General features: G+C 56.7%; 22 protein-coding genes, 1 tRNA gene and 1 other RNA gene. 14 read left to right on the top strand and 10 right to left on the bottom strand.

Features of this window, described 5'->3' with window-relative positions:
* Positions 1–14 precede the first annotated feature (14 nt).
* From NR795_RS16465 to NR795_RS16445, 5 genes are all read right to left on the bottom strand, one after another.
* Positions 15–1,313, bottom strand: coding sequence for an MFS transporter (locus NR795_RS16465; RefSeq protein WP_257758774.1), 1,299 nt, complete (start codon positions 1,311–1,313; stop codon positions 15–17).
* Positions 1,314–1,376: 63 nt separating this feature from the next.
* Entirely contained in the window at positions 1,377–2,321 is a 945-nt protein-coding gene (locus tag NR795_RS16460) for a sugar kinase (RefSeq protein ID WP_257758773.1), read from the bottom strand.
* Entirely contained in the window at positions 2,314–3,075 is a 762-nt protein-coding gene (locus NR795_RS16455; RefSeq protein WP_144817918.1) for a sugar phosphate isomerase/epimerase, read from the bottom strand. Before NR795_RS16455 ends, NR795_RS16460 begins: the two co-directional genes overlap by 8 nt.
* Positions 3,076–3,174: 99 nt before the next feature.
* Positions 3,175–4,191: a LacI family DNA-binding transcriptional regulator gene (locus tag NR795_RS16450; protein WP_144817919.1), complete on the bottom strand. Its 1,017-nt coding sequence runs from the start codon at positions 4,189–4,191 to the stop codon at positions 3,175–3,177.
* Between the two features lie 112 nt (positions 4,192–4,303).
* Complete coding sequence (locus NR795_RS16445) at positions 4,304–4,966, bottom strand: OmpA family lipoprotein (RefSeq protein ID WP_144817920.1); 663 nt, start codon at positions 4,964–4,966, stop codon at positions 4,304–4,306.
* 114 nt (positions 4,967–5,080) lie between these two features.
* Between NR795_RS16445 and NR795_RS16440 the strand changes: the two genes are divergently transcribed.
* On the top strand, positions 5,081–7,465 hold the full coding sequence (locus tag NR795_RS16440) for a molybdopterin guanine dinucleotide-containing S/N-oxide reductase (protein WP_257758772.1): 2,385 nt from the start codon (positions 5,081–5,083) through the stop codon (positions 7,463–7,465).
* Here NR795_RS16440 and NR795_RS16435 read toward each other — a convergent pair.
* Positions 7,434–7,874 (bottom strand): N-acetyltransferase, encoded by a 441-nt coding sequence (locus tag NR795_RS16435; RefSeq protein ID WP_257758771.1) that lies wholly within the window; start codon positions 7,872–7,874, stop codon positions 7,434–7,436. The two genes, NR795_RS16440 and NR795_RS16435, sit on opposite strands and share 32 nt — an antisense overlap.
* Complete coding sequence (gene tag / locus NR795_RS16430; RefSeq protein ID WP_257758770.1) at positions 7,852–8,433, bottom strand: DNA-3-methyladenine glycosylase I; 582 nt, start codon at positions 8,431–8,433, stop codon at positions 7,852–7,854. Before tag ends, NR795_RS16435 begins: the two co-directional genes overlap by 23 nt.
* Positions 8,434–8,585: 152 nt before the next feature.
* On the opposite strand from tag, the gene NR795_RS16425 reads away from it, so the two are divergent.
* A complete protein-coding gene (locus NR795_RS16425) occupies positions 8,586–9,278 on the top strand; it encodes an autotransporter domain-containing protein (protein WP_144817924.1) in 693 nt (230 codons plus the stop codon).
* A gap of 27 nt (positions 9,279–9,305) precedes the next feature.
* On the opposite strand, the gene NR795_RS16420 is transcribed toward NR795_RS16425, so the two are convergent.
* The gene (locus NR795_RS16420) at positions 9,306–9,524 is read right to left on the bottom strand and encodes a hypothetical protein (RefSeq protein WP_144817925.1); all 219 of its coding nucleotides are present in this window, start codon (positions 9,522–9,524) and stop codon (positions 9,306–9,308) included.
* Between NR795_RS16420 and NR795_RS16415 the strand changes: the two genes are divergently transcribed.
* The 5 genes from NR795_RS16415 to NR795_RS16395 all read left to right on the top strand — a co-directional run bounded on the left by NR795_RS16415 (position 9,523) and on the right by NR795_RS16395 (position 13,480).
* Positions 9,523–10,725 (top strand): MFS transporter, encoded by a 1,203-nt coding sequence (locus NR795_RS16415; protein WP_257758768.1) that lies wholly within the window; start codon positions 9,523–9,525, stop codon positions 10,723–10,725. The two genes, NR795_RS16420 and NR795_RS16415, sit on opposite strands and share 2 nt — an antisense overlap.
* Positions 10,726–10,810: 85 nt before the next feature.
* Entirely contained in the window at positions 10,811–11,242 is a 432-nt protein-coding gene (locus NR795_RS16410) for an organic hydroperoxide resistance protein (protein WP_042394035.1), read from the top strand.
* Positions 11,243–11,456: 214 nt separating this feature from the next.
* Positions 11,457–13,145 (top strand): kdo(2)-lipid A phosphoethanolamine 7''-transferase, encoded by a 1,689-nt coding sequence (gene eptB / locus NR795_RS16405; RefSeq protein WP_257758767.1) that lies wholly within the window; start codon positions 11,457–11,459, stop codon positions 13,143–13,145.
* A 91-nt stretch (positions 13,146–13,236) separates the two neighbouring features.
* Positions 13,237–13,313: transfer RNA gene (locus NR795_RS16400), tRNA-Pro, on the top strand.
* 32 nt (positions 13,314–13,345) lie between these two features.
* A non-coding RNA gene (locus tag NR795_RS16395) (RtT sRNA) lies at positions 13,346–13,480 on the top strand.
* Positions 13,481–13,655: 175 nt separating this feature from the next.
* Here the strand turns inward: NR795_RS16395 and NR795_RS16390 are convergent.
* Both NR795_RS16390 and NR795_RS16385 read right to left on the bottom strand, forming a co-directional pair.
* A complete protein-coding gene (locus tag NR795_RS16390; RefSeq protein WP_257758766.1) occupies positions 13,656–15,524 on the bottom strand; it encodes a sulfatase-like hydrolase/transferase in 1,869 nt (622 codons plus the stop codon).
* Complete coding sequence (locus NR795_RS16385) at positions 15,521–16,687, bottom strand: anaerobic sulfatase maturase (protein WP_238082473.1); 1,167 nt, start codon at positions 16,685–16,687, stop codon at positions 15,521–15,523. Before NR795_RS16385 ends, NR795_RS16390 begins: the two co-directional genes overlap by 4 nt.
* 710 nt (positions 16,688–17,397) lie before the next feature.
* Between NR795_RS16385 and dppA the strand changes: the two genes are divergently transcribed.
* The 7 genes from dppA to bcsQ all read left to right on the top strand — a co-directional run bounded on the left by dppA (position 17,398) and on the right by bcsQ (position 24,943).
* The gene (dppA, locus tag NR795_RS16380) at positions 17,398–19,005 is read left to right on the top strand and encodes a dipeptide ABC transporter periplasmic-binding protein DppA (RefSeq protein ID WP_238082475.1); all 1,608 of its coding nucleotides are present in this window, start codon (positions 17,398–17,400) and stop codon (positions 19,003–19,005) included.
* Between the two features lie 162 nt (positions 19,006–19,167).
* A complete protein-coding gene (gene dppB / locus NR795_RS16375) occupies positions 19,168–20,187 on the top strand; it encodes a dipeptide ABC transporter permease DppB (RefSeq protein ID WP_103820436.1) in 1,020 nt (339 codons plus the stop codon).
* Positions 20,188–20,196: 9 nt separating this feature from the next.
* Positions 20,197–21,099 (top strand): dipeptide ABC transporter permease DppC, encoded by a 903-nt coding sequence (dppC, locus tag NR795_RS16370; RefSeq protein WP_257758765.1) that lies wholly within the window; start codon positions 20,197–20,199, stop codon positions 21,097–21,099.
* An 11-nt stretch (positions 21,100–21,110) separates the two neighbouring features.
* The gene (gene dppD, locus NR795_RS16365) at positions 21,111–22,103 is read left to right on the top strand and encodes a dipeptide ABC transporter ATP-binding protein (protein ID WP_257758764.1); all 993 of its coding nucleotides are present in this window, start codon (positions 21,111–21,113) and stop codon (positions 22,101–22,103) included.
* A complete protein-coding gene (dppF, locus tag NR795_RS16360) occupies positions 22,090–23,106 on the top strand; it encodes a dipeptide ABC transporter ATP-binding subunit DppF (protein WP_144817932.1) in 1,017 nt (338 codons plus the stop codon). Before dppD ends, dppF begins: the two co-directional genes overlap by 14 nt.
* A 506-nt stretch (positions 23,107–23,612) precedes the next feature.
* Positions 23,613–24,149, top strand: a complete 537-nt coding sequence (locus tag NR795_RS16355) for a cellulose biosynthesis protein BcsO (RefSeq protein WP_257758763.1) — start codon at positions 23,613–23,615, stop codon at positions 24,147–24,149.
* Positions 24,140–24,943 (top strand): cellulose biosynthesis protein BcsQ, encoded by an 804-nt coding sequence (gene bcsQ, locus NR795_RS16350; protein WP_144817934.1) that lies wholly within the window; start codon positions 24,140–24,142, stop codon positions 24,941–24,943. The genes NR795_RS16355 and bcsQ overlap by 10 nt, the downstream gene beginning before the upstream one ends.
* Positions 24,944–24,955: the final 12 nt, after the last annotated feature.

The following is a 24,955-nucleotide window of genomic DNA, read 5'->3' as shown; positions in this document are numbered from 1 at the left end:
GCGTATCTCCGTAATCAATGGGTTGAGGGGCGTCCGGCGCGCATCATGCGGGCTGGAGCCTGTTGATTATTGGCAGGCTTAACAATCAAAGTAAGCCATACCGAAACAAAAAGTGCCACCCCCATAAAAATGTACGATGCGGACGGGCTGCCGGTGGAACCGTTGAGATAGCCCACAAACCACGAGCCAAAGAAGGAGCCGAGTGCGCCCATGCTGTTGATTAATGCCATAGCGCCGCCCGCCACGTTACGCGGCAGCATCTCTGGGATGATGGCAAAGAAGGGGCCGTAAGGGGCGTACATCGCCGCACCGGCGATCACCAGCAGGGTATAGGAGATCCAGAAGTGGTTTGCACCCACCGCCCAGGAGCCAATAAAGGCGAAGGCAGCGATCAGCAGCAGCGGCCAGACGAACAGCTTGCGGTTTTGCAGCTTATCAGAGGCCCAGGAGGCGAGGATCATCGCAATGGTCGCGGCCAGGTAGGGGACAGAGGAGAGCCAGCCCACTTCTACCATGCCTAAGTTTGCGCCGCCGCTGCGGATAATCGACGGCAGCCACAGCACGAAGCCGTACACGCCGATGCTCCAGGCGAAGTACTGCATGCAGAGCAAGATAACGTTGCGCGAGCGGAAAGCTTCACCGTAATTACGTACCGCTTTGATACCCTCCTGCTCTTTCTCCAGCTGAGCCTGCAGCGCGGCCTTTTCATCGTCTGCCAGCCACTTCACCTGCTCGGGCTTATCTTTTACCAGTACCCACCAGCAGAATGCCCAGATGATGGCCGGAACGCCTTCAATAATGAACATTTCACGCCAGCCGAAGGACTGGATCAGATAGCCGGAAACCACCGACATCCACAGCACCGTGACCGGGTTACCGAGGATCAGGAAAGTATTGGCCCGGGAACGTTCGGATTTGGTAAACCAGTTGCTGATGTAGATCAGCATGGCCGGCATGACCGCCGCCTCCACTACGCCCAGAATAAAGCGAATGGCAGCCAGCATCGGGATATTATTGACCACGCCGGTCAGCGAGGCGCACGCTCCCCACAGGATCAGGCAGATAAAGATCAGCTTGCGAACGCTGCGACGCTCGGCATAGAGTGCGCCGGGGATCTGGAAGAAGAAGTAACCGAGGAAGAAGAGCGCGCCCAGCAGCGATGAGATGCCTTTGGTAATGCCCAGATCCTCGTTAATACCGGCAGCGGACGCGAAGCTGAAGTTGGCCCGGTCAAGGTAGGCCAGGCTGTAGGTGATAAATATAATCGGCATAATGTACAGCCAGCGTTTAGCTGCATTGGTCGAACTTTTCATAGGCTTGCCTCGAATGTTGAGGTTTATGCTGCCTCTGTTGTGTAGGGTACAGAGGATCTGTAATTAGAACGTTTCTGCGAGCTGCGCCCGCGTCGGTAAGCCTTCGCTGTCGCCAGGAGCCTGGATCGCCAGCGAGCCAATCTTATTCCCGCGTGCCACCGCCTGCGGGAAGGTTTTTCCCTCCAGCAGGGCGCTGATCACCCCAACGGCGAAGCCATCTCCTGCGCCAACGGTATCGACGACGTTATCTACCCTGACGGCGGCAACCGCGCCCTGCTCACCAGCGGCGGTTTTGAACCATGCTCCGTCGGCACCGGTTTTAATCACCACCGCTTTAACGCCCCGATCCAGATAAAAGTCCGCCATGGCCTCCGGCGTGCTTTTGCCCGTCAGGATGGCGGCCTCTTTCAAGCCTGGCAGCACCCAGTCGGCCTGGAAGGCGAGACGGTTCAGCTTCTCAACCATCTCCGCTTCGCTTTTCCACAGCACCGGACGCAGATTAGGATCGAAAGAGATCGTTTTTCCCTGCGCCTTCATGGTGCTTGCTGCATGATCCAGGAGATCGTAAGCGCTGGCTGACAGCGCCGCCGCTACGCCGCTTAGGTGCAGGTGCCGTGCTCGGCTAAACGTTGCTGTATCAAAGTCATCGCAAGAGAGGTGACTGGCGGCAGAGCCTTTGCGGAAGTACTCCACAATGGGATCGGTTCCATTTTCCGCCCGCGATTTCAGCTGAAAACCAGTGGGATAGCGTTCATCAATGGTGACGCTCTCGCTGTTGATACTCTCTTTTTTCAGCGAGCTGAGCACGAAGCGGCCAAAGCTGTCGGACCCGACGCGGCTGACCCAGCTGACGTTAAGCCCAAGGCGGGCGAGGCCGGTGGCCACGTTAAGCTCCGCGCCTGCGACGCGCTTGATAAAGGCCTCGGCCTCGGCCAGTTCGCCCGGCTCGGTGGCGACAAACATCGCCATCGCTTCGCCAATGGTGATGACATCCAGGGCGTTATGCATGATGAAACTCCTCGCGTAACCAGGTGACGTAGCGGCGCGTGACGGCGGTCAGATCGCGCCCTTCAAGAGGGAATTCGATACCGCGCGGTGCGTCAGCGGGCAGGGCGTCAAGCAGCGCCTGCCAGCGCGGATCGTCATGGTCTGGCGGCACGGCACGCCAATGGAAATGATGAGCCTGGGCAGCCTTCACGTGGACATAGCTCACGGCAGGGGCCAGCAGGCGCGCGGCCTCTTCTGGGGACTCGTCCACCCACAGCCAGTTGCCCATATCAAAGGTCAGCGTCACGGGAAGATCCAGTACCTTGCAGGCGGCGCTGAAGCGCTGCATTGGCGCAATTTTGCCGCACTCGGTCTGATCGTTTTCGACCACCAGCGCCATGCCGCTTTCGGCCAGCAGGGCGCGCAGCGGTTCAAGGGTCGATTTGTGCTGGAAATGGCCGAGGGAGACTTTCAGCCACAGGGCGTTAAGGGCATGGGCCTCCTGCAACAGCGCCGGCAGCAGCGGGTTCAGCGTGCCGTCGGGCAGGCAGAGCGGCTCTGGCGCGGAGTAGCAGGCCAGCAGACCGTGTTTCGCAATGGCGGCGGCCAGCGCGGGCAGGCTCTTCAGCTCCTGCGGGCTAAACAGCTCCCGGCGGATTTCGACGCCATCCGCACCGCCGTTAGCGATAAAGGGGAGCACCGCCGCCTGCCCGCCCAACTGGGTCAGGCGGTCATGGCCGTAGGCGGCGGTGACAACAATAATTTTTCTTTCCATCTGGTCACTCCAGCGTTAACTCTTGCCTTAACGCTAGATGGAACCGGTTCCAAAGAAAAGTTCGCTATCTCTAAAGCATGATCGTCGTCACGAAGGTTATCAGAGAGACGTTGAGCCACGCACAATCAGTTCGCCGGAGAAGAGCTGCTCGCGAACAGTATTGTCACTCCCGTCGATGCGGCGTACCACCTGCTCAACGGCGGCGTAGCCAATCTGCCAGGTGGGCTGCTTGAGGGTGGTAATGCCGACGCCTGCCAGCTCGGCCCACTCCAGTTCGTCAAAGCCGAGCAGGCCAATGTCGCTGCCCCAGTGCAGGCCGATGCGTTTGAGCGAGCGGGCCACCTGAAGGGTTAACGCGCCGTTGGCAGAGATCACCGCTTTACGCATCCCGCGATGGCGGGCGTGGAACTGCCGCAGGGTGTTATCGATCTGCGCGGCCTCGTGCAGCACCGCCTCGGCGTTTTCCGCCACCACGCCGGGGTAGCGGGCCAGCGTAGCGCGAAAGGCGCTCAGGCGCTCGCGGCGGGTATTGACCGTGCCGAGCGGCTCGCTGAGAAACAGCAGCGCCTCAAAGCCCTGCTGGATCAGGTGCTCGGTGGCGGTCGTAGCGGCCTGGGTATTATCCAGCCCCACCACGTCGCAGGCGAAATCAGGGATCTTGCGATCGATAAGCACCATCGGCAGCGCCGACTGCTGCAGGCGGTTCAGCGCTTCCTCTCGCATCCCCACGGCGTTGACCACGATCCCTTCTACCTGATAGCTGCGGAGCAGATCCAGGTAGTGCTGCTCCCGGTCCAGCTCGTTATTGGTATTACAGACCAACGGCGTAAAACCCTTCTCCCGGCAGGCGGCCTCGATGCCGCTGAGCACGTTGACGGAGTAGGGGTTAGTGATATCAGCGATGATCAGGCCAATCAGACGAGTGCGGCCGCGCTTGAGACCCTGCGCCATCAGGCTGGGACGGTAGTCGAGGGTGGCAATGGCGTGCTCTATGCGCAGGCGCAGATCCTCAGAGAGCAGATTCTGCTCACCGTTGAGGTAGCGCGACACGCTGGTTTTACCGGTTTTCGCCGCTTTTGCGACATCGCTGATGGTGGGGCGTGGTGATTTGCTCATCGCTGATTTCCCTGGCTTTAGTGAGAATACCTTAGCGAGAAAATCGGCCTAAGCAAGTTATTTGCCCGGTGGCGCTAGCGCTTACCGGGCTTACAGGAGCGAGCGTCCCTGTTTACTGCGTTGGGCTAAGCGTGATCTCGACGCGGCGGTTCTGCGCCTTGCCCTCTTCGGTGCTGTTGCTGGCGATCGGGTTCGCCGGGCCCATGCCGCTGGTGCGCAGGCGAGTAGCGTCTACGCCCTGGGTAATCAGCGAGCTGGCAACCGAGTCGGCGCGCTGCTGTGACAGACGCATATTGAGATCCTTGCCGCCGGTGCTGTCGGTGTAGCCCACCACGTTCACCGCCGTTTTCGGATACTCTTTCAGCACCATCGCCACGCCGGTCAGGGTGTTAGCACCCGCCGGTTTCAGGGTCGCGCTGCTGCTGTCGAAGGTGACGTTGTTCGGCATGTTAAGCACGATGTTGTCGCCGTTTCGCGTCACGCTCACGCCGGTTCCCTGCATTTTCTCGCGCAGTTTAGCTTCCTGCACGTCCATATAGTAGCCCGCACCGCCGCCAAGCGCCGCGCCTGCCGCTGCGCCAATCAGCGCACCTTTACCGCGATCTTTCTTCGAGGAGGAGAGGACGCCTACGCCTGCGCCGACCAGCGAGCCAATGCCCGCGCCGATGCCAGATTTACCTGCTTCACGTTCGCCGGTGTAGGGGTTAGTCGTACAGCCAGAAATTGCCATGGCACCGCATACTGCGGCGGCAATCATAATGACGCGTTTTTTCATTGTTTATCCTTAAATACGTTTTCGTTCTAAGCCACTGCAAGGTGGTGGTTGATTATGACGCCTGAATAGGGTGAAAATTTCCGGAAAGAATCTGAATTTTGTAAATAACATTGAATGGCCTGTATAAAGGGTCATCACACCTGCATCTACGACCGGAGAGCACGCGCTTTGGCAAACACAACAATTAAAACGGTTCTGACCGCGGCCCACTGGGGGCCTATGCTGGTTGAAACCGATGGCGTACAGGTTCTGAACTCACGCGGCGCGCTGCCGACCGCCCATCCGAACTCGCTCCAGACGGCGGTGCGCGACCAGGTTCACAGCAAGACCCGAGTGCGTTTTCCTATGGTGCGCAAAGGCTTTCTCGCCTCGCCGGAGAGCCCGCAGGGCGTTCGTGGCCAGGATGAGTTTGTGCGTGTCAGCTGGGACGAGGCGCTGGATCTGATCCACGCCCAGCATAAGCGCATTCGCGATAGCTACGGTCCGTCATCAATCTTTGCTGGCTCCTACGGCTGGCGCTCCAACGGCGTGCTGCATAAGGCGGCGACGCTGTTACAGCGTTATATGAGCCTTGCCGGCGGCTATACCGGTCACCTGGGGGATTACTCCACCGGCGCGGCGCAGGCGATCATGCCCTATGTCGTCGGGGGCAACGAGGTCTATCAGCAGCAGACCAGCTGGCCGCTGGTGCTGGAGCACAGCGAAGTGGTGGTGCTCTGGAGCGCTAACCCGCTTAACACCCTGAAAATTGCCTGGAACGCCTCGGATGAGCAGGGCATCGCCTTTTTTGATCGGCTGCGACGCAGCGGCAAGCGGCTGATCTGCATCGATCCTATGCGATCGGAAACGGTCGACTTCTTCGGTGACAGCATGGAGTGGATCGCCCCGCATATGGGGACTGACGTGGCGCTGATGCTCGGCATCGCTCATACCCTGCTGGAGAACGGCTGGCAGGACAGCGACTTCCTGGCGCGCTGCACCGAGGGCTATGAACTCTTTGCTGCCTACCTGAGCGGCGAGAGCGACGGCGTAGCGAAAAGCGCCGAGTGGGCAGCAGCGATTTGCGGCATTGAGGCGGAGAAAATTCGCGAGCTGGCCAGGCTGTTCCATGAAAATACCACCATGCTGATGTCGGGCTGGGGGATGCAGCGTCAGCAGTATGGCGAGCAGAAGCACTGGATGCTGGTGACTCTGGCAGCGATGCTGGGGCAGATCGGTACGCCGGGCGGCGGCTTTGGTCTCTCTTACCACTTTGCTAACGGCGGCAACCCGACGCGGCGGGCGGCGGTGCTGGCCTCGATGCAGGGCAGCGTGCAGGGCGGCGTGGATGCGGTCGATAAGATCCCGGTGGCGCGCATCGTTGAGGCGCTGGAAAACCCTGGCGGCGCGTACCAGCACAACGGCATGGACAGGCACTTCCCGGATATTCGCTTCATCTGGTGGGCCGGTGGCGCGAACTTTACCCATCATCAGGATACTAACCGGCTGATCCGCGCCTGGCAGAAGCCGGAGCTGGTGGTGATCTCCGAGTGCTACTGGACCGCCGCCGCGAAACACGCGGATATCGTTCTGCCGGCTACCACCTCCTTTGAGCGCAACGATCTCACCATGACTGGCGACTACAGCAACCAGCATCTGGTGCCGATGAAGCAGGTCGTGGCCCCGCAGGACGAAGCCCGGGACGATCTGGCGATCTTCGCTGATCTGAGCGAGCGCTGGGAAGAGGGGGGCCGGGAGCGCTTTACCGAGGGCAAAACCGATCTGCAGTGGCTGGAAACCTTCTATGAGATCGCTGGTCAACGCGGCGCGAGCCAGGGCGTGTCCCTGCCGCCGTTTGCAGAGTTCTGGGAAGCCAATCAGCTGATTGAGATGCCGGAGAGCGAGCAGAGTGCGCGTTTCATCCGTTTTGCCGACTTCCGCCGCGATCCGCAGGCGAATCCGCTGAAAACCGACAGTGGTAAGATCGAGATCTACTCAAAACGCATTGCCGGCTACGGCTACGCGGATTGTCCGCCGCACCCGATGTGGCTTGCACCAGTGGAGTGGCACGGCAACGCCGAGTCCGGACAGTTGCAGGTGCTGTCGGCGCATCCGGCGCACCGTTTGCATAGTCAGCTGAGCTACAGCGAACTGCGCGAGCGGTACGCGGTGGCCGGGCGTGAACCCATTACCCTGCACCCGCAGGATGCGCAGGCGCGCGGGATTGTTGCCGGCGACGTGGTGCGCGTATGGAACGGACGCGGGCAGGTGCTGGCGGGTGCGGTCGTGACCGAGGGCATCCGCCCCGGGGTGATCTGCATTCATGAGGGCGGCTGGCCGGATCTCGACCCGGCGGCGGGCGGCATCTGTAAAAATGGCGCGGTCAACGTGCTGACGCGGGATCTTCCCACCTCGCGGCTGGGCAACGGCTGCGCGGGCAATACCGCCCTGGCATGGGTAGAGAAGTATACCGGTCCGGCACTGACGCTTACGGCGTTTGATCCGCCTGCCAGCTCATGATCCACGTCGGGTGCTGCGTTTCATCCTGCCATGCGCAATCCTCAATTCGGAACCCGCAGGCATGGTAGAAGTGCACCGCCCGGGTGTTCTTCTGGTACACCTCCAGACTGAGCTGGGGGTGGCGCTGCATGACATGTTCCAGCAGCCCCCGACCAATGCCCCTGCCGATGGCGGCAGGGCGTACAAAGAGCGCGCCGACAAAGCGCGCATCCATCACGCTGACAAACCCCTGTAGCCCTGCGTTGTCCTCCCACACCCAGGTGGTAGCGTTGGCAAGATAGATATCCCGCACCATGGGGATGCTCTCTTGCCAGTAACTCTCCCGGATAAAGGGGTGGGCAAAGGCGGTGCTCTCCAGCCACAGCTGCAGCAGCGGAGCGCTATCTTTACGATGCCATTCGTGGATCATCGTCGCCTCCTGGATGGCAGAAACAGCCGGTAATATGATCGTTGACCAGGCCGCAGGCCTGCATAAACGAATAGCAGATGGTGGTGCCGACAAACTTAAAGCCACGTTTTTTCAGCGCCTTTGACAGAGCATCTGACTCCGGGGTAGAGGTGGGGATTTCGCTCAGGGTGGCCGCCTGGGTCACGCGGGGTGGATGCCCGGCAAATGACCAGACAAACTCGCTGAAGGACTCGCCGCTCTCCGCCATCGCCAGATAAGCGCGGGCGTTGCCGATAATGGCCTGAATTTTCCCCCGATGGCGAATAATGCCCGCGTCCTGCATCAGGCGCTCGACCTCCTCCTCCTGCATCGCCGCCACGCGCTGCGGATCGAACTGATGGAAACAGCGGCGGTAGTTTTCCCGCTTCTTCAGCACCGTGATCCATGACAGTCCGGCCTGCTGGCCTTCGAGGCAGATCATCTCAAACAGCTTTTGGCCGTCGGTTTGCGCAACGCCCCACTCCCTGTCGTGATAGTCGATGTACAACGGGTCCTGACTGACCCAGCCACAACGTTGCATATTCCGCTCCCTTTGTTGCTGTGAATCACAAAAGAAATCACTGCCGCTGGCTTGACGTCCCTGGTAAAGAGACAATATTTAATACAGGGTTTTAAGCCCACCAAGAACGATAACAATAATGCCGAATTCGGCTCTCTTCTGGAGTCGCATTGATGAACACTAAAAAATTCAGTGGCCGCCGCCTGGCGATAGCGTCTGTTTGCGTGTTTTTCTGCCACACGGCGAATGCCTGGCAGCAGGAATATATCGTGATAGACCCGCAAAGTAATATGACAGATCGCTATACATGGGATAGCGATCACCAACCACGCTATGACGATATTCTGGAGGAGCGTATCCGGTCAGGACAGAACCTGCCTGGTGCCACCTTTAACCTGCCCGATGATAACCCACTCGACGCCACCAGTACGATGAGCATGGGGTGGAATTTTCCACTGGCTTACAGCGTCACCACCGGGCCGGTGGCCGTCTGGCATTACGACAGCTCAACCTCAACGATGTTTAATGAGTTTGGCGACAGTCCAGCCAACCTGCAATTTAGCGATCCGCTATGGCATGCCAGCGTCAGCTCCGTAGGCTGGCGGGTAGACAGCCACTTTGGCGATCTTCGCTCGTGGGCGCAGGTTAGCTACAACCAGCAGTTTGGCGAAAATCAGTGGAAGAGCCAGTCGGGCCTCAATCGCCTCTCTGCGTCCAGCCAGTATGGCAACTGGATGGACGTCACCTTTGGCGCGGATATGCTGCTCAATCCGCATCTTGCAGCCTACGCCGCTATGTCGCAGTCAGAGAACGACGTCACCGGGCAGAACTATCTCTACAGCATGGGCGTGAGCGCGCGGTTTTAGTACCTGTTTTAAACAAGTGATTAACATTTAAACTACACGGCTGGCGCGCCTGGCGTTGATAGTACCCACTAACTTATACGCTAAAAAACGCAGCGGCCGACATGGGCGCTGCCATTCATTCCCTCTCCAGGGCATTTCATTCCCTCCTCGCTGCATTTCATGCCTTTTTTCACCCGGCATGAAATGCGCTTCGCTATCGTTGACGGCAGAGAATTTCTTAATTTCCTTATGCAGGAAGACTGCCATGAACACATCAACCGCAAATCGCACTCGCTGGCTAACCCTTGTCGGCACCATCATCACTCAGTTTGCCTTAGGATCGGTCTACACATGGAGCCTGTTCAACAGCGCGCTGGCAGAAAAGCTCGATGAGCCGGTAAGCCAGGTCGCCTTCTCCTTTGGCCTGCTCAGCCTGGGCCTGGCGATCTCCTCGTCGGTGGCCGGGAAGCTGCAGGAGCGTTTTGGCGTTAAGCGCGTCACAATGGCCTCCGGCATCCTGCTTGGCATTGGCTTGATGCTCACCGCGCATGCCAACAACCTGATGATGCTCTGGCTGAGCGCTGGCGTGCTGGTGGGCCTGGCCGATGGCGCAGGCTACCTGCTGACCCTCTCCAACTGCGTTAAATACTTCCCGGAGCGTAAAGGGCTGATCTCGGCGTTCGCCATTGGCTCCTACGGTCTTGGCAGCCTCGGCTTCAAGTTCATCGACAGCCAGCTGCTGGCGACCGTGGGCCTGGAGAGCACCTTTATGATTTGGGGTGCGATTGTGATGGGTATGATCCTGTTTGGCGCGATGTTGATGAAAGACGCCCCGCAGCAGAAAGTCACCATGACTAACGGCGTGGTCGAAAACGACTTCACCCTGGCGCAGTCCATGCGTAAACCGCAGTACTGGATGCTGGCGGTGATGTTCCTGACCGCCTGCATGAGCGGCCTGTACGTAATTGGCGTAGCGAAAGATATCGCTCAGGGCATGGTGCATCTGGATATGGCTACCGCAGCCAACGCGGTAACGGTGATTGCTATTGCTAACCTGACAGGCCGCCTGGTGCTGGGTATCCTCTCTGACAAGATTGCCCGTATCCGGGTGATTACCCTCGGTCAGGTGGTTTCGCTGGTGGGCATGGCCGCGCTGCTGTTTGCTCCGCTCAATGCGATGACCTTCTTCGCCGCCATTGCCTGCGTCGCCTTTAACTTCGGCGGCACCATTACCGTATTCCCGTCGCTGGTGAGCGAATTCTTCGGGCTGAACAACCTGGCGAAAAACTACGGCGTGATCTACTTAGGCTTCGGTATCGGCAGCATCTGCGGTTCGATTATCGCCTCGCTGTTCGGCGGCTTCTTCATTACCTTCTGCGTCATTTTTGCCCTGCTGATCCTCTCTCTGGCACTCTCCACCACCATTCGCCAGCCGCAGAGCAAAGTGTATAAACAGGTGCATGCCTGACGGCTTTTCGTGCGGTAATCCTCCCGGGACGGGTGACAGCGACTATCTTTAGTGATTAGCGCTTCCAACAAAAAGGAGTCACCCGATGTCTTTAGAAAAAGTGGTTTACCGCGCGAAAGCAAAAGCAACCGGCGGCCGTGATGGCCGCGCTGTCTCGTCTGATGGCGTGCTGGATATTAAACTCGGCGTACCCAAAGAGATGGGCGGGGCAGGTGGCGAAGCGACCAACCCGGAGCAGCTGTTTGCCGCAGGCTACTCGGCCTGCTTCCTTGGCGCACTGAAGCACGTCGCCTCGCAAGAGCAGAAGAAAATTCCGCAGGATGCCTATATAGAAGGGCAGGTAGGTATCGGGCCGATCCCGACCGGTTTTGGCATTGAGGCCCAACTGGATATTCACCTGCCGGGCATGGATCGTCAGGAAGCGGAAGAGCTGGTACAGAAGGCGCATGTGGTTTGCCCGTACTCTAATGCCACCCGCGATAACATCGACGTTACCTTGAACGTCATCACCTCTTAATCTTTTTTCTGCCTCTCTCGATCCGGTCATATTTTTGTAAATATCTGACCGGATCACATTCCTCATGACACTTTTTTGAAGCCTTGTGGTCTACTATGCCGCGCTTTAAGAAGTTACCTGGTTTGACTTCCATCGCACTCTATTAACCTGCCTGCTGGTGAAAGACACAGTATGTAGGTGCTTTTATTGATTCCCTTTTTACAGGGCAGCTTGCATGAGATATATCAAAATCATGACGCAGCAGAGGCTTAGCTTCTTGCTGGCGTTATACATCGGCCTGTTTATGAACTGCGCCGTCTTCTTCCGCCGTTTTGACAGTTATGCGCAAGATTTTACCTTTTCCAAAGCCTGTGCCGTGGCGATTGAGCTCTTCGGCACGGTACTGATCACCTTCTTTTTACTGCGTGTGCTTTCGCTGCTGGGCCGCCGCGCCTGGCGCGTGCTGGCCACCCTGCTGGTGATGTTCTCCGCCGGGGCCAGCTACTATATGACCTTCCTGAACGTGGTGATTGGCTACGGCATTATTGCCTCGGTAATGACCACGGATATCGACCTCTCGAAAGAGGTGGTGGGCCTGCACTTTGTGATTTGGCTAGTGGCGGTCAGCGCGCTGCCGCTGCTGTTTATCTGGAGCAACCGCTGCCGCTACACCCTGCTGCGCCAGTTGCGCACGCCGGGACAGCGCTTGCGCAGCGTGACGCTGGTGGTGCTGGCCGGGCTGATGGTCTGGGGGCCGATCCGCCTGATGGACATGCAGCAGAAGAAGGTCGAGCGCAGCACCGGCGTGGATATGCCGAGCTACGGCGGCGTGGTGGCGAACTCCTATCTGCCGTCCAACTGGCTGTCGGCGCTGGGGCTGTACGCCTGGGCGCAGGTGGATGAGTCTTCGGACAACAAATCGCTAATGAACCCGGCAACAAAGTTCACCTACGTACCGCCTAAAGACCTGGAGGATACCACCGTGATCTTTATCATCGGTGAGACGACCCGCTGGGATCATATGGGCATCTTTGGCTACGCGCGTAATACCACGCCTAAGCTTGCTCAGGAGAAGAACCTGGCGGCGTTCCGCGGCTACTCCTGCGATACGGCCACCAAGCTCTCGCTGCGCTGTATGTTTGTCCGGCAGGGCGGGGCAGATGAAAATCCGCAGCGTACCCTGAAGGAGCAGAATATCTTTGCGGTACTTAAGCAGCTCGGTTTTGCCTCGGATCTCTATGCGATGCAGAGCGAGATGTGGTTCTACAGCAACACCATGGCGGACAACATCAGCTACCGCGAGCAGATTGGCGCTGAGCCGCGCAACCGGGGCAAGCACGTGGACGACATGCTGCTGCTGGATGAGACTAGCATTGCGTTGCAGAACAACCCAACCGGTAAGCACCTGATTGTGCTGCATACCAAAGGGTCACACTACAACTACGTGCAGCGCTATCCGCGCAGCTATGCGCAGTGGACCCCAGAGTGCGTAGGCATTGATAAGGAGTGCAGCAAGCAGGAGCTGATCAACGCCTATGACAACTCGGTCACCTACGTCGACAGCTTTATTAGCAAGGTGATCGATCAGGTGCGGGATAAGAAGGCGATCGTCTTCTACGCTGCCGACCACGGTGAGTCGATTAACGAGCATGAGCACCTGCACGGTACGCCGCGTAACATGGCGCCGCCGGAGCAGTTCCGCGTGCCGATGATGGTGTGGATGTCTGACAAGTATCTGGAGAACCCGGAGAAAGCGAAGATGTTTGCCCAGCTCAAGCAGCAGGCGGCGATGAAGGTGCCGCGCCGCCACGTTGAGCTGTATGACACTATTATGGGCTGTCTGGGTTACACCTCGCCGGACGGCGGGATCAACCAGAACAACAACTGGTGTCGTGTGCCGGACAAGGCTGCGAAAGCGAATTAAGCCGCATGGTGAGTTTCTCACCGATCGAATGGCTTTTTTACAATAAGGGATTGACGCTTGGGGTTGCCAGCAGTAAGATGCGCCCCGCATTCGGTGATTGGCGCAGCCTGGTAGCGCACTTCGTTCGGGACGAAGGGGTCGGAGGTTCGAATCCTCTATCACCGACCAAATTTGAAAAGCCTGCTTTTAAAGCAGGCTTTTTTGCATCTGTGCCTGAGAGGATGAGAACCTCCGGGGGCAAGGAGGTTCGACTCGAGCGCAGCGAGAGAGCGTTGCTTTAGCAACGACCCGCAGGGCGAGTCACACAGTGACGAGTCATCCTCTATCACCGGATACACTTCATCCTTCACGCTGTCTCTTTGTTGGCTGCGCTCACTCACCCGAATCACTTACTACAGTAAGCTCATCGGGATTCGTTCCCTTGCCGCCGCGATACAGCGCGAATGATTTTGTGTATCCCATAGCTCTGGTCTGCATTATGCACGTTTTGTTGGCCCGGCAGGCGTAGCGTTAATCGCGCATATACTGGTGCATCTCGGAGGCCGTCAGATCCCAGCGATTACCGTCAAAGGGCGGTATATAGCTTCCATTATCATTGCCTATCTCATCGGCAATTAACCGGTTCAGCTTCTCATTCATTGCCATGATCAGCGCCTGATATTTTTCTGGGTCTTTTGCCAGATTATTATTTTCATCAGGATCGTTAACCGTATCGAATAACTCAACGTCATTATTGGCCAGTAGCTCATGCACTGTTTTCGGTGAGTTATGCTGCTTGAGCGAAAAATAGCGGGCAAATTTATAGTGCCCGTCGTTAATCATTCTTATACCGGAGCGATGTTCAAAGTCGGGATGAACGTTAGCCATCTCTTTTTTAAATTGGTCATGGGGGAGGTTCTTAGCTTTTAGCGCCCGGAACGTCGCGGTATATTTGGCATCCATATACAGGATCATTCCATAGCAATAGAGCGCGCCAGAGCGAAGCGCATGCAGGCTCGCTTGTGTTGGTTGTGACAAAAGCGCGCTCATGTCGTGCCCCTTTCTGCCAGCCAGCACTTTATCGCGCAGTGATATATCACACCCGGTCAGACCCACCAGCGTCGGCACTAGATCCAGATGACTTGTTAAGCTGTTGCAACGCACATTTCCAGGATAAGCAGGATGGCGGATTATCATGGGCACATGCACCTGCTCTTTATAGACCGAAGAGCCTTTACCGTGCATCTGGTGTGCACCGCCCAGCTCCCCATGATCGGCGGTAAACACAATAATGGTTTTATTCGTTAAGGCGAGATTATCCAGCTCGTTGAGAATGGCCTCAAGATGTTGGTCATTGTCACGAATACAGTTGAAATAGTAATCCAGCAATTTACGCCAGCGGCGATCTTCGTCAGGAAATTGCCCTTCCATTGCCGCTCTCGCCTGCTGGTACTCTTTATGCGCCGAGGGTCTTCCTGGCTCATCCAGCGCCTGATGGCGGTTTGCAGGCAGCGGATAGTTTCCCCAGCTCTGCTGATAGATTTGGTTATGCGGCGGCTGGGTTGGATGCAGGCTATGGTCTTCGTTATCCAGGGGGCCTTTCCACTGCACGTTATCTCCGGGTTCGTCGGTATCAATAAACATAACGTCGTGCGGGTTAACCAGGTTTATGGCCGCAAACCAGGGTTTTTGCTGGTCGTTAAGCGGCCTGCCGGTATTGCGTAACCAGCTTATAGACTGCCCGGTTGTCACCGAATCAAAGAAATACCCGCCTTTACTTTTACCAATAAGATCGCCTATCCCGTGATAGTCAGAAAATCCGTACCCATCCATAATTTGGTGCAAGCGAGGCGTCGGGATATCACCTATATTCACCTCCTCTTCCGGTTTGCCTGCCACAGGGTGGTCAATTTCCTGGGTGAGGTGCCACTTGCCTTTATAAGCCGAGTAATAACCCAGCTCCCGCATCATATGCCCTACCGTGCGCAGTTTAGGGTCAAGATCGTAATTCATCCACGGGAAGCCAAGATTATCAAACATGCGGGTCTGCGGCATATGCAGGCCCGTGTACATTACGGAGCGTGATGGGGTGCAGACGTTAGCGCTATTCTGATGATTGGTGAAAACCACCCCGGTTTTCATCAGCCTTTCGCGTCCGGGTACCGGGAAAGGGTAGCGATCAAAAAAACGCTCCTGATCGCAGGTGATCAATAATATGTTATAGCCCTGCGGAACGGCGTCGGGAATTTTTCCTGTAAAAGGCACATCCCAGGCGGCCTTTGGGGCGGTACAGGTCTGGGCAGCACGCCCTGTTTCCGGTAGCAGGCTGGCAACAGCGGCAATGCCTAGCCCTTTTAATAGATCGCGACGATTCTCATTAATTTCATTTTTAGGTTTCACTTCTCAAGCTCCATTAATTTTTTGACCTGTTCCCGGATCTCCGGGACGTTATCCATCACCCACGCAGGAGGTTGATGATTAAGCAGAAGCTTTCTCATTACGTTCATATAGGGGGTAATATGGCGAAAAAAGGCTAAATAGCCGGCGCACAGGTAGTTTTGCGCTTCGTTATCGTGCGAAATAACCCGATGCTTAGGGCAGCCGCCATAGCAGGCAAAACGCCACTGGCAGGCTATACAGCGTGCAGAGAGGCGGGCTTTTTCCTGTCCGAAACGCTGCTGAAAAGGCGAGTTGGCTAATGCCAACATGGAGTCCTGGGTTAAATTGCCGAGCTTATATTTCGGGGAGACATAGTGATCGCAGCTATACACATCGCCATTTTTCTCGACTAATAAACTTTGTCCGCAGGTAGGTTGCATAGTGCAGAGCGTGGCAGGCTCTCCGATCCAGACGCCAAGAAGGTTATCGAAAAACTGGACAAACACCTCGCCAACGTCTTTTTTTAGCCACTCATCAAAGGCGTCGCGCAGAAACAGCCCCCAGCCTGCAGGACTTACTGCCCAGGCGGTATGAGGTTCAACGAGCGGAATAAATTGAATATGACGGAGGTTAAGCTCCTGGGTTAGCCAGCGGTAGACCGATTTACCCTGCGCTTCAGCGCGTTGGCTGACCACCACCATGGCATTGATTGGCACGTCATGTTTTTGCAGGCAGCGAATGGCGCGAACGACCTTTGAGTAGGTGGGTTTTCCTGAGCCTGTTTTACGCCAGGTATTGTGGATAGAAGGGGGACCATCGACAGAGAGACCCACCAGAAACCTATGCTCTTTGAGAAATAGCGCCCACGCGTCATTAAGCAATACGCCATTGGTTTGCAGACTATTATGAATAGTTTTGTTACTAGCGTGGCGTTGTTGAAATGCAATGACCTTTTCAAAGAAGCCGATCCCGCATAACGTTGGCTCACCGCCCTGCCAGCAAAACGCCACCTCCTGCGACGGCGTCGAGGCAATAGTGTTATGGATATAGGCTTCCAGCGTAGCATCATCCATTATGGCGCAGGCGCTACGCGGCACGCTGTTTTCAAGATAGAAGCAGTAGTCACACGCCAGATTGCAGAGGTTACCGCCCGGTTTTGCTACCGTATTAAAGTTATTTATCATCGCCATTTGCTCTCCCAGAAACAGATGTGCGGATGATAAATTCATCTCTTCTGACAAAGTAATTTAAAATGTAACTAATAGCACGCTAATCAAATGGGCGCTGTTCAGTCTGCTTTTGGGGCAGGGCGGGGAAAAAGAGAGCGTACCAGGCGGGGCCAGGCTGCCATTTTTTGTACCGAGACGTCACCGTTTTGTGACATATTCCATTGTATTTATTTATACATAGATGAATCTTTTTTCGCGTTGCTTATGGCTAACTCAGCATTTTCCGCTGTGCGTTTTAACGTTCGCGGTATTAATCGCTCACATATTCATCATCCTGTCAGAATTTTTTCACAATATTCACTAATGTAAAACGCTGGTTCAAATGGTCTGAGGAGTTGATCGTCCTGCCATCCAGGCCATAGCACAAATTTCTCTGCTGGAAATAGCGGATTGCGCTTTTTTTACGCTTTGTTTGTTAATTCTCACCTTCGATGTAAAACCCGGTTACCTGTATTGACGTTTTGACATTCTGTTGACAGATTGTAGGGCATGAGGGGCATTTCACGGAGAATCTGCACTGCAACTCAGTCAACCTTTTGAAAGGAATCACCTCCCCTTAAGCTGCCTTTGGGCACCGCCGACCAGACCGGTAAAAAATAAATAAAGGTTTGTCGGTTATACCCGCTGCAACGGGTAAACAACACATATCACATTGGAGCAGAATAATGAGTATTTCCTTGAAGAAGTCAGGGATGCTGAAGCTTGGTCTCAGCCTGGTGGCTCTGACTGTCGCAGCAAGTGTGCAGGCAAAAACCCTGGTTTACTGTTCTGAAGGCTCGCCGGAGGGGTTTAACCCGCAGCTCTTTACGTCTGGTACAACCTACGATGCCAGCTCAGTACCTATCTATAACCGTCTGGTTGAGTTCAAAATCGGTACCACCGAAGTTATCCCGGGCCTCGCTGAGAAGTGGGACGTCAGCGAAGACGGGAAGACCTACACCTTCCATCTGCGTCAGGGCGTAAAATGGCAGGACAACAAAGAGTTTAAACCGACGCGTGAGCTTAACGCCGACGACGTCGTGTTCTCCTTCGACCGTCAGAAAAACGCGAACAACCCGTACCATAAAGTCTCTGGCGGCAGCTACGAATACTTCGAAGGCATGGGCCTGCCGGACCTGATTAGCGAAGTGAAAAAAGTGGACGATCATACCGTTCAGTTTATTCTCTCGCGTCCGGAAGCGCCGTTCCTGGCTGACCTGGCGATGGACTTCGCCTCTATCATGTCCAAAGAGTATGCAGATAACATGCTGAAAGCCGGCACGCCGGAGAAAGTGGACCTCAACCCAATCGGTACCGGTCCGTTCCAGCTGCTGCAATACCAGAAAGACTCCCGCATCCTGTACAAAGCGTTTGAAGGCTTCTGGGGCACCAAGCCGCAGATCGACCGTCTGGTCTTCTCCATCACGCCTGACGCCTCTGTACGCTATGCAAAACTGCAGAAAAACGAGTGCCAGGTCATGCCGTATCCGAACCCGGCTGACATCGCGCGTATGAAGCAGGATAAAAACCTGAACCTGATGGAGCAGGCGGGCCTGAACGTGGGCTACCTCTCTTTCAACACCGAGAAAAAACCGTTTGATGACGTGAAAGTACGCCAGGCGCTGACCTATGCGGTCAACAAAGAGGCGATCATCAAGGCCGTTTACCAGGGCGCGGGCACCGCAGCGAAAAACCTGATCCCGCCGACCATGTGGGGCTATAACGACGACGTTAAGGATTATACTTACGACGTTGAGAAGGCGAAGCAGCTGCTGAAAGAAGCCGGTCAGGATAAAGGCTTCACCGTTGAGCTGTGGGCGATGCCGGTACAGCGTCCGTACAACCCGAACGCTCGCCGTATGGCTGAGATGATTCAGGCTGACTGGGCGAAGATCGGCGTGCAGGCCAAAATTGTTACCTACGAGTGGGGCGAGTACCTGAAGCGTGCTAAAGCAGGTGAGCACCAGGCCGTGATGATGGGATGGACCGGGGACAATGGGGATCCGGACAACTTCTTCGCCACCCTGTTCAGCTGCGATGCAGCAAAACAGGGTTCTAACTACTCTCGCTGGTGCTACAAGCCGTTTGAAGATCTGATCCAGCCGGCACGCGCTGCGGACGATCACAACAAGCGTATCGAGCTCTACAAACAGGCTCAGGTGGTGATGCACGATCAGGCTCCGGCGCTGATCATTGCTCACTCCACCGTGTACGAGCCAGTGCGTAAAGAGGTGAAAGGCTATGTTGTTGATCCATTAGGCAAACACCACTTCGAAAACGTGTCTGTCGAATAATAAAAAGCGTAAGGGGTGCGACTGCACCCCATGCCCGGCGGCGCTACGCTTGCGCGGGCCTACGAGTGTAGGCCGGGTAAGCGTAGCGCCACCCGGCGTTAGATTTGTGAGCAATACAGACGTCACGTCACTGGGCGTGCGTCATCAGAGAGAATCCGGGTTATGTTGCAGTTCATCCTCCGACGTCTGGGATTAGTTATTCCGACGTTTATCGGTATCACCCTTCTCACCTTTGCCTTTGTCCATATGATCCCCGGTGACCCGGTGATGATCATGGCGGGTGAGCGTGGTATCTCCCCCGAGCGCCATGCGCAGCTGTTGGCTGAGCTGGGCCTCAACAAGCCGCTGTGGCAGCAGTACGTCAACTACGTTTGGGGCGTTCTGCACGGCGACTTAGGGATTTCATTGAAAAGCCGTCTTCCGGTGTGGGAAGAGTTCGTGCCGCGTTTTCAAGCGACGCTGGAGCTCGGTGTCTGCGCCATGATTTTTGCCGTGGCCGTCGGTATCCCGGTGGGCGTTCTCGCCGCCGTGAAGCGCGGTTCCATTTTTGACCACACCGCAGTGGGTCTGGCCCTGACCGGCTACTCCATGCCGATCTTCTGGTGGGGCATGATGCTGATCATGCTGGTCTCGGTGCAGCTCAACCTGACCCCCGTCTCGGGGCGCGTCAGCGATATGGTGTTCCTCGACGACAGCAATCCGCTCACCGGCTTTATGCTGATCGACACCGCCATCTGGGGTGAAGAGGGCAACTTTATCGATGCGCTGGCGCATATGATCCTGCCTGCGGTGGTGCTCGGCACTATCCCGCTGGCGGTGATTGTCCGTATGACCCGTTCAGCGATGCTGGAGGTGCTGGGTGAAGATTATATCCGTACCGCCCGCGCCAAGGGCCTGACCCGCATGCGCGTGATTATTGTTCACGCCCTGCGTAACGCTATGCTGCCGGTGGTGACCGTTATCGGCCTGCAGGTGGGAACGATGCTGGCCGGGGCGATCCTGACCGAAACCATCTTCTCCTGGCCGGGGCTGGGCCGCTGGCTAATTGACGCGCTGCAACGCCGCGACTATCCGGTGGTGCAGGGTGGGGTACTGCTGGTAGCGACGATGATCATCCTCGTCAACCTGCTGGTCGATCTGCTCTATGGCGTGGTGAACCCGCGTATTCGGCATAAGAAGTAAGGGGCCATCATGTCACAAGTTACTCAAGATAAAGTTGTCTCCGCACCGGTGCCAATGACGCCGCTGCAGGAGTTCTGGCACTACTTCAAACGCAACAAAGGCGCGGTCGTGGGCCTGGTGTACGTGGTGGTGGTGCTGATTATTGCCGTTTTTGCCAACTGGATTGCGCCTTACAACCCGGCGGATCAGTTCCGTGATGCGCTGCTGGCACCGCCTGCATGGCAGGACGGGGGCAGTCTGACGCATATTCTCGGCACCGACGACGTTGGCCGCGATGTGATGTCGCGCCTGATGTATGGCGCCCGCCTGTCGCTGCTGGTGGGCTGTCTGGTGGTGGTCCTGTCGCTGATCATGGGCGTCGTGCTCGGGCTGGTGGCAGGCTACTTTGGCGGCCTCGTTGATAACATCATCATGCGCATCGTCGATATCATGCTGGCGCTGCCGAGCCTGCTGCTGGCGCTGGTGCTGGTGGCTATCTTTGGCCCGTCGATAGTCAACGCCTCGCTGGCGCTGACCTTCGTGGCGCTACCGCACTACGTGCGCTTAACGCGTGCCGCCGTGCTGGTCGAGGTCAACCGCGACTACGTTACCGCCTCGCGCGTGGCGGGGGCGGGGGCGATGCGTCAGATGTTCATCAATATTTTACCCAACTGCCTTGCACCGCTGATCGTTCAGGCGTCGCTCGGCTTCTCTAACGCCATTCTCGATATGGCCGCCCTTGGCTTCCTTGGCATGGGCGCGCAGCCGCCAACGCCGGAGTGGGGCACCATGCTCTCCGACGTATTGCAGTTCGCACAGAGTGCCTGGTGGGTCGTGACCTTCCCAGGTCTGGCGATCCTGCTGACGGTGCTGGCATTTAACCTGATGGGTGACGGTCTGCGTGATGCGCTCGATCCCAAACTGAAGCAGTAAGAGGCACGAGAATGGCGTTATTGAATATTGATCAACTGTCGGTGCACTTCGGCGACGAAGGGACACCGTTCCGTGCCGTAGACCGCATAAGCTACAGCGTTGAGCAGGGCGAAGTGGTGGGCATTGTCGGGGAGTCTGGCTCTGGTAAATCCGTCAGCTCGCTGGCGATTATGGGCCTGATTGACTACCCAGGCCGGGTGATGGCAGAGAAGCTGGAGTTTAACGGTCAGGACCTGAAGCGCATCTCGGAAAAAGAGCGTCGTAACCTGGTGGGTGCCGACGTCGCAATGATCTTCCAGGACCCGATGACCAGCCTTAACCCGTGCTACACGGTTGGCTTTCAGATTATGGAAGCCATTAAGGTGCATCAGGGCGGCAGCAAGCGCACCCGTCGCCAGCGGGCAATCGACCTGCTGAACCAGGTGGGCATCCCGGACCCGGCGTCGCGTCTTGACGTCTATCCGCACCAGCTCTCCGGCGGGATGAGCCAGCGCGTGATGATTGCGATGGCTATCGCTTGCCAGCCGAAGCTGCTGATTGCCGATGAACCGACCACCGCGCTGGACGTGACTATCCAGGCGCAGATCATCGAGCTGCTGCTGGAGCTGCAGCAGAAAGAGAACATGGCGCTGATCCTGATCACTCACGATCTGGCGCTGGTGGCCGAAGCCGCACACAAAATCATCGTGATGTATGCGGGGCAGGTCGTCGAGTCTGGCAGTTCGCACGAGATCTTCCGTGCGCCGCGTCACCCCTACACTCAGGCGCTGCTGCGTGCGCTGCCTGAGTTTGCTCAGGACAAAGCCCGTCTGGCCTCGCTGCCGGGCGTGGTGCCGGGTAAATACGATCGCCCGACCGGCTGCCTGCTCAATCCGCGCTGCCCGTATGCTACGGATAAATGCCGCGTCGAAGAGCCAGGCTTGAACCCGGTGGACAACGGACGTCGCTCAAAATGTCACTATCCACTCGATGATGCCGGGAGGCCTAACTATGAGTACGCATGAGGCCACAACCCCTGTGCTGTTACAGGCTATTGACCTGAAAAAACACTACCCGGTAAAGAAAGGGCTGTTTGCCCCCGAGCGCCTGGTAAAAGCCCTGGACGGCGTATCGTTCTCTCTCGAACGCGGGAAAACCCTCGCGGTGGTGGGCGAATCCGGCTGTGGTAAATCCACGCTCGGCCGTCTGCTGACCATGATTGAGACGCCCACCGGCGGTGAGCTCTACTATCAGGGGCAGGATCTGCTTAAGCACGATCCGCAGGCGCAGAAGCTGCGCCGGCAGAAGATTCAGATTGTCTTCCAGAACCCCTACGGTTCGCTGAACCCGCGTAAAAAAGTGGGCCAGATCCTGGAAGAGCCGCTGCAGATTAACAGCAACCTCAGCAAAGCAGAGCTGCGTGAAAAAGCGCTGTCGATGATGGCGAAGGTGGGGCTGAAGACCGAGCATTACGATCGCTACCCGCACATGTTCTCCGGCGGCCAGCGTCAGCGTATTGCGATTGCCCGCGGCCTGATGCTCGATCCGGACGTAGTAATTGCCGATGAGCCGGTATCGGCGCTCGACGTCTCCGTGCGTGCGCAGGTGCTGAACCTGATGATGGATCTGCAGCAGGACCTGGGGCTCTCCTACGTCTTTATCTCCCACGATCTGTCAGTGGTAGAGCACATTGCCGATGAAGTGATGGTGATGTACCTCGGCCGCTGCGTAGAGAAGGGCACCAAGGAGCAGATTTTCAGCAATCCGCGTCATCCCTATACCCAGGCGCTGCTCTCTGCGACGCCGCGTCTGAACCCGGACGATCGTCGGGAGCGTATCAAGCTGACCGGTGAGCTGCCTAGCCCGCTGAATCCGCCGCCGGGCTGTGCCTTCAGCGCCCGCTGCCGCCGTCGCTTTGGTCCCTGCACCCAGCTTCAGCCGCAGTTGAAATCGTACGGCGGCCAGCTGGTGGCCTGCTTCGCGGTGGATCAGGATGAGAACGGCGAGAAGCCGGTTAATCCTCTCTGAGACCCTCTGCTTTACCCATCCTAAAAACCGGAGCCTGGCCTCCGGTTTTTTATTCCTTAAAAACCGAAGCGACGTAGCCCTGATAAGCGTAGCGCCCTGCGTTAAAGTATTTCTAAATATTTCATACGGTAACTTTTTATTAAATTAAGAACTATCTTATTCAACCTGTTACGCTGAAATTAAGCGCTAAATAACCCCTGTTAAAAGTCTAATTTGTTTTTAATTAGCATTATATTCCAACTGATTGCTGTTTATTCGCTATTTAAAGCTTTGCTGTTTTTTGCGGCAAAAACAGATAGCATGTGTCCCGCAAATCTTTATATTACTGCTGTAAATAGGCCGAAAGTCGTAGAGCAGTCATATAAAGACGTAATAATTAAACATACGGAAGACGGCTAGCGGCTCCTGTATCAACACATAATAAAATTCGAGACCCTTACAGATGAATAGCCACGTTGGTCAATATGGTGGTGGGGCTTTTTTGTTTGTAAATCATGAGTATAGATATGAATAATTATGATGATTTGCAGAGGTTTAAAGACAAGACTCACACACAGCAACACGATTTTAAAGATTTCTCGTCGCAAAACCTCGCGCATGACTACGGCAACTGGGCCATTATCAACCAGCTCTCTCCCGCGACCGAAGCATCCGCGCTGGCGATGGGCGGCCATGTCTCGCTGCCCGTTCCGCAGTCCGTTGATGCGGATACCTTTGCCCTGAAAGAGCAGCCGTTTGCTGCGCCAGCGGCGCTCGCCCCGGCTCAGCTACCTGACGCTGCGCCAGCGATTTTTCAGAGCGTTGCGGCCCAGCTGGCTACGCCGCCCGCTGCCCCGGCATTTGCCCCTGCGGCACCGATCCCGGCAGCCGAACCTGTGCCGATGCCAGCGTCGACGCCGGCTCCCGCACCCGCTGCGCCCGCCGTCGCCGCGCCCGTAAATTTCTCGCAGCTTTTTGCGCCCAAAGCCGCAGAGACAAAGCCCGCCGTTGAAAAAAACCAGCCGTTGAAATCGCTGTTAGAAAGGATCGCTTCATGCCGTTGATCTGTGTCTGTTCCCCGAAGGGTGGGGTGGGAAAAACAACCATGACGGCGAATCTGGCCTATGCGCTGTCGCGCGCGGGCAATAAAGTGCTGGCGATTGATTTTGACGTGCAGAATGCGCTGCGCCTGCACTTCGGTGTCCCGCTCTCTGACGGCCGCGGCTTCGTCGCGAAAGCGGCTGAATCCCCCGACTGGAGCCAGTTTGTGCTCTCGGCGGGCGGCAACATCTTTGTTCTGCCCTACGGCGATGCGACCGAGCCACAGCGCGAGGCCTTTGAAGCGCGTCTGGTACAGGATGAGCACTTCCTGCTGCGCGGTCTGAGCACCCTGCTTAACTACCCTGGGCTGATTATCATTGCCGATTTCCCGCCCGGCCCCTCGCCTGCGCTAAAAGCGCTGTCACGGCTGGCCGATCTGCACCTGGTCTCGCTGTTGGCCGATACCGCCTCCCTCTCCCTGCTGCCGCAGGTGGAAAACAACCGTTTGACCGGCGACGTGCTTAACCGCAAGGCGGGGTACTACGTGGTGCTGAACCAGAGCGATAACCGTCGCCAGATCAGCCGCGACGTGACCGCCTTTATGGAGCAGCGGCTGGGCGAGCGTTTGATTGGCGTGGTTCATCGTGATGAGAGCGTGATCGAAGCCAACGCCTCTCAGCAGTCAATTTTCGATTTTAGCCCGGCCTCGGCGGCGGCATTTGATATCGAGCTGATTGCCAGAAAGGTGACCAATATTCTGGGCGTGAGGGTCGGCGACGGCACTGTTCACAGCCAGCCAAAGATGTCTGGATTCTAATTTTCGCCAGGG

Origin of the sequence: Pseudescherichia sp. L3 (genome assembly GCF_024656065.1) — a bacterium.
Lineage (GTDB): Bacteria > Pseudomonadota > Gammaproteobacteria > Enterobacterales > Enterobacteriaceae > Pseudescherichia.
The sequence above is the reverse complement of the archived record's forward strand: the minus strand, read 5'-3'. Positions and strand labels throughout refer to the sequence as shown.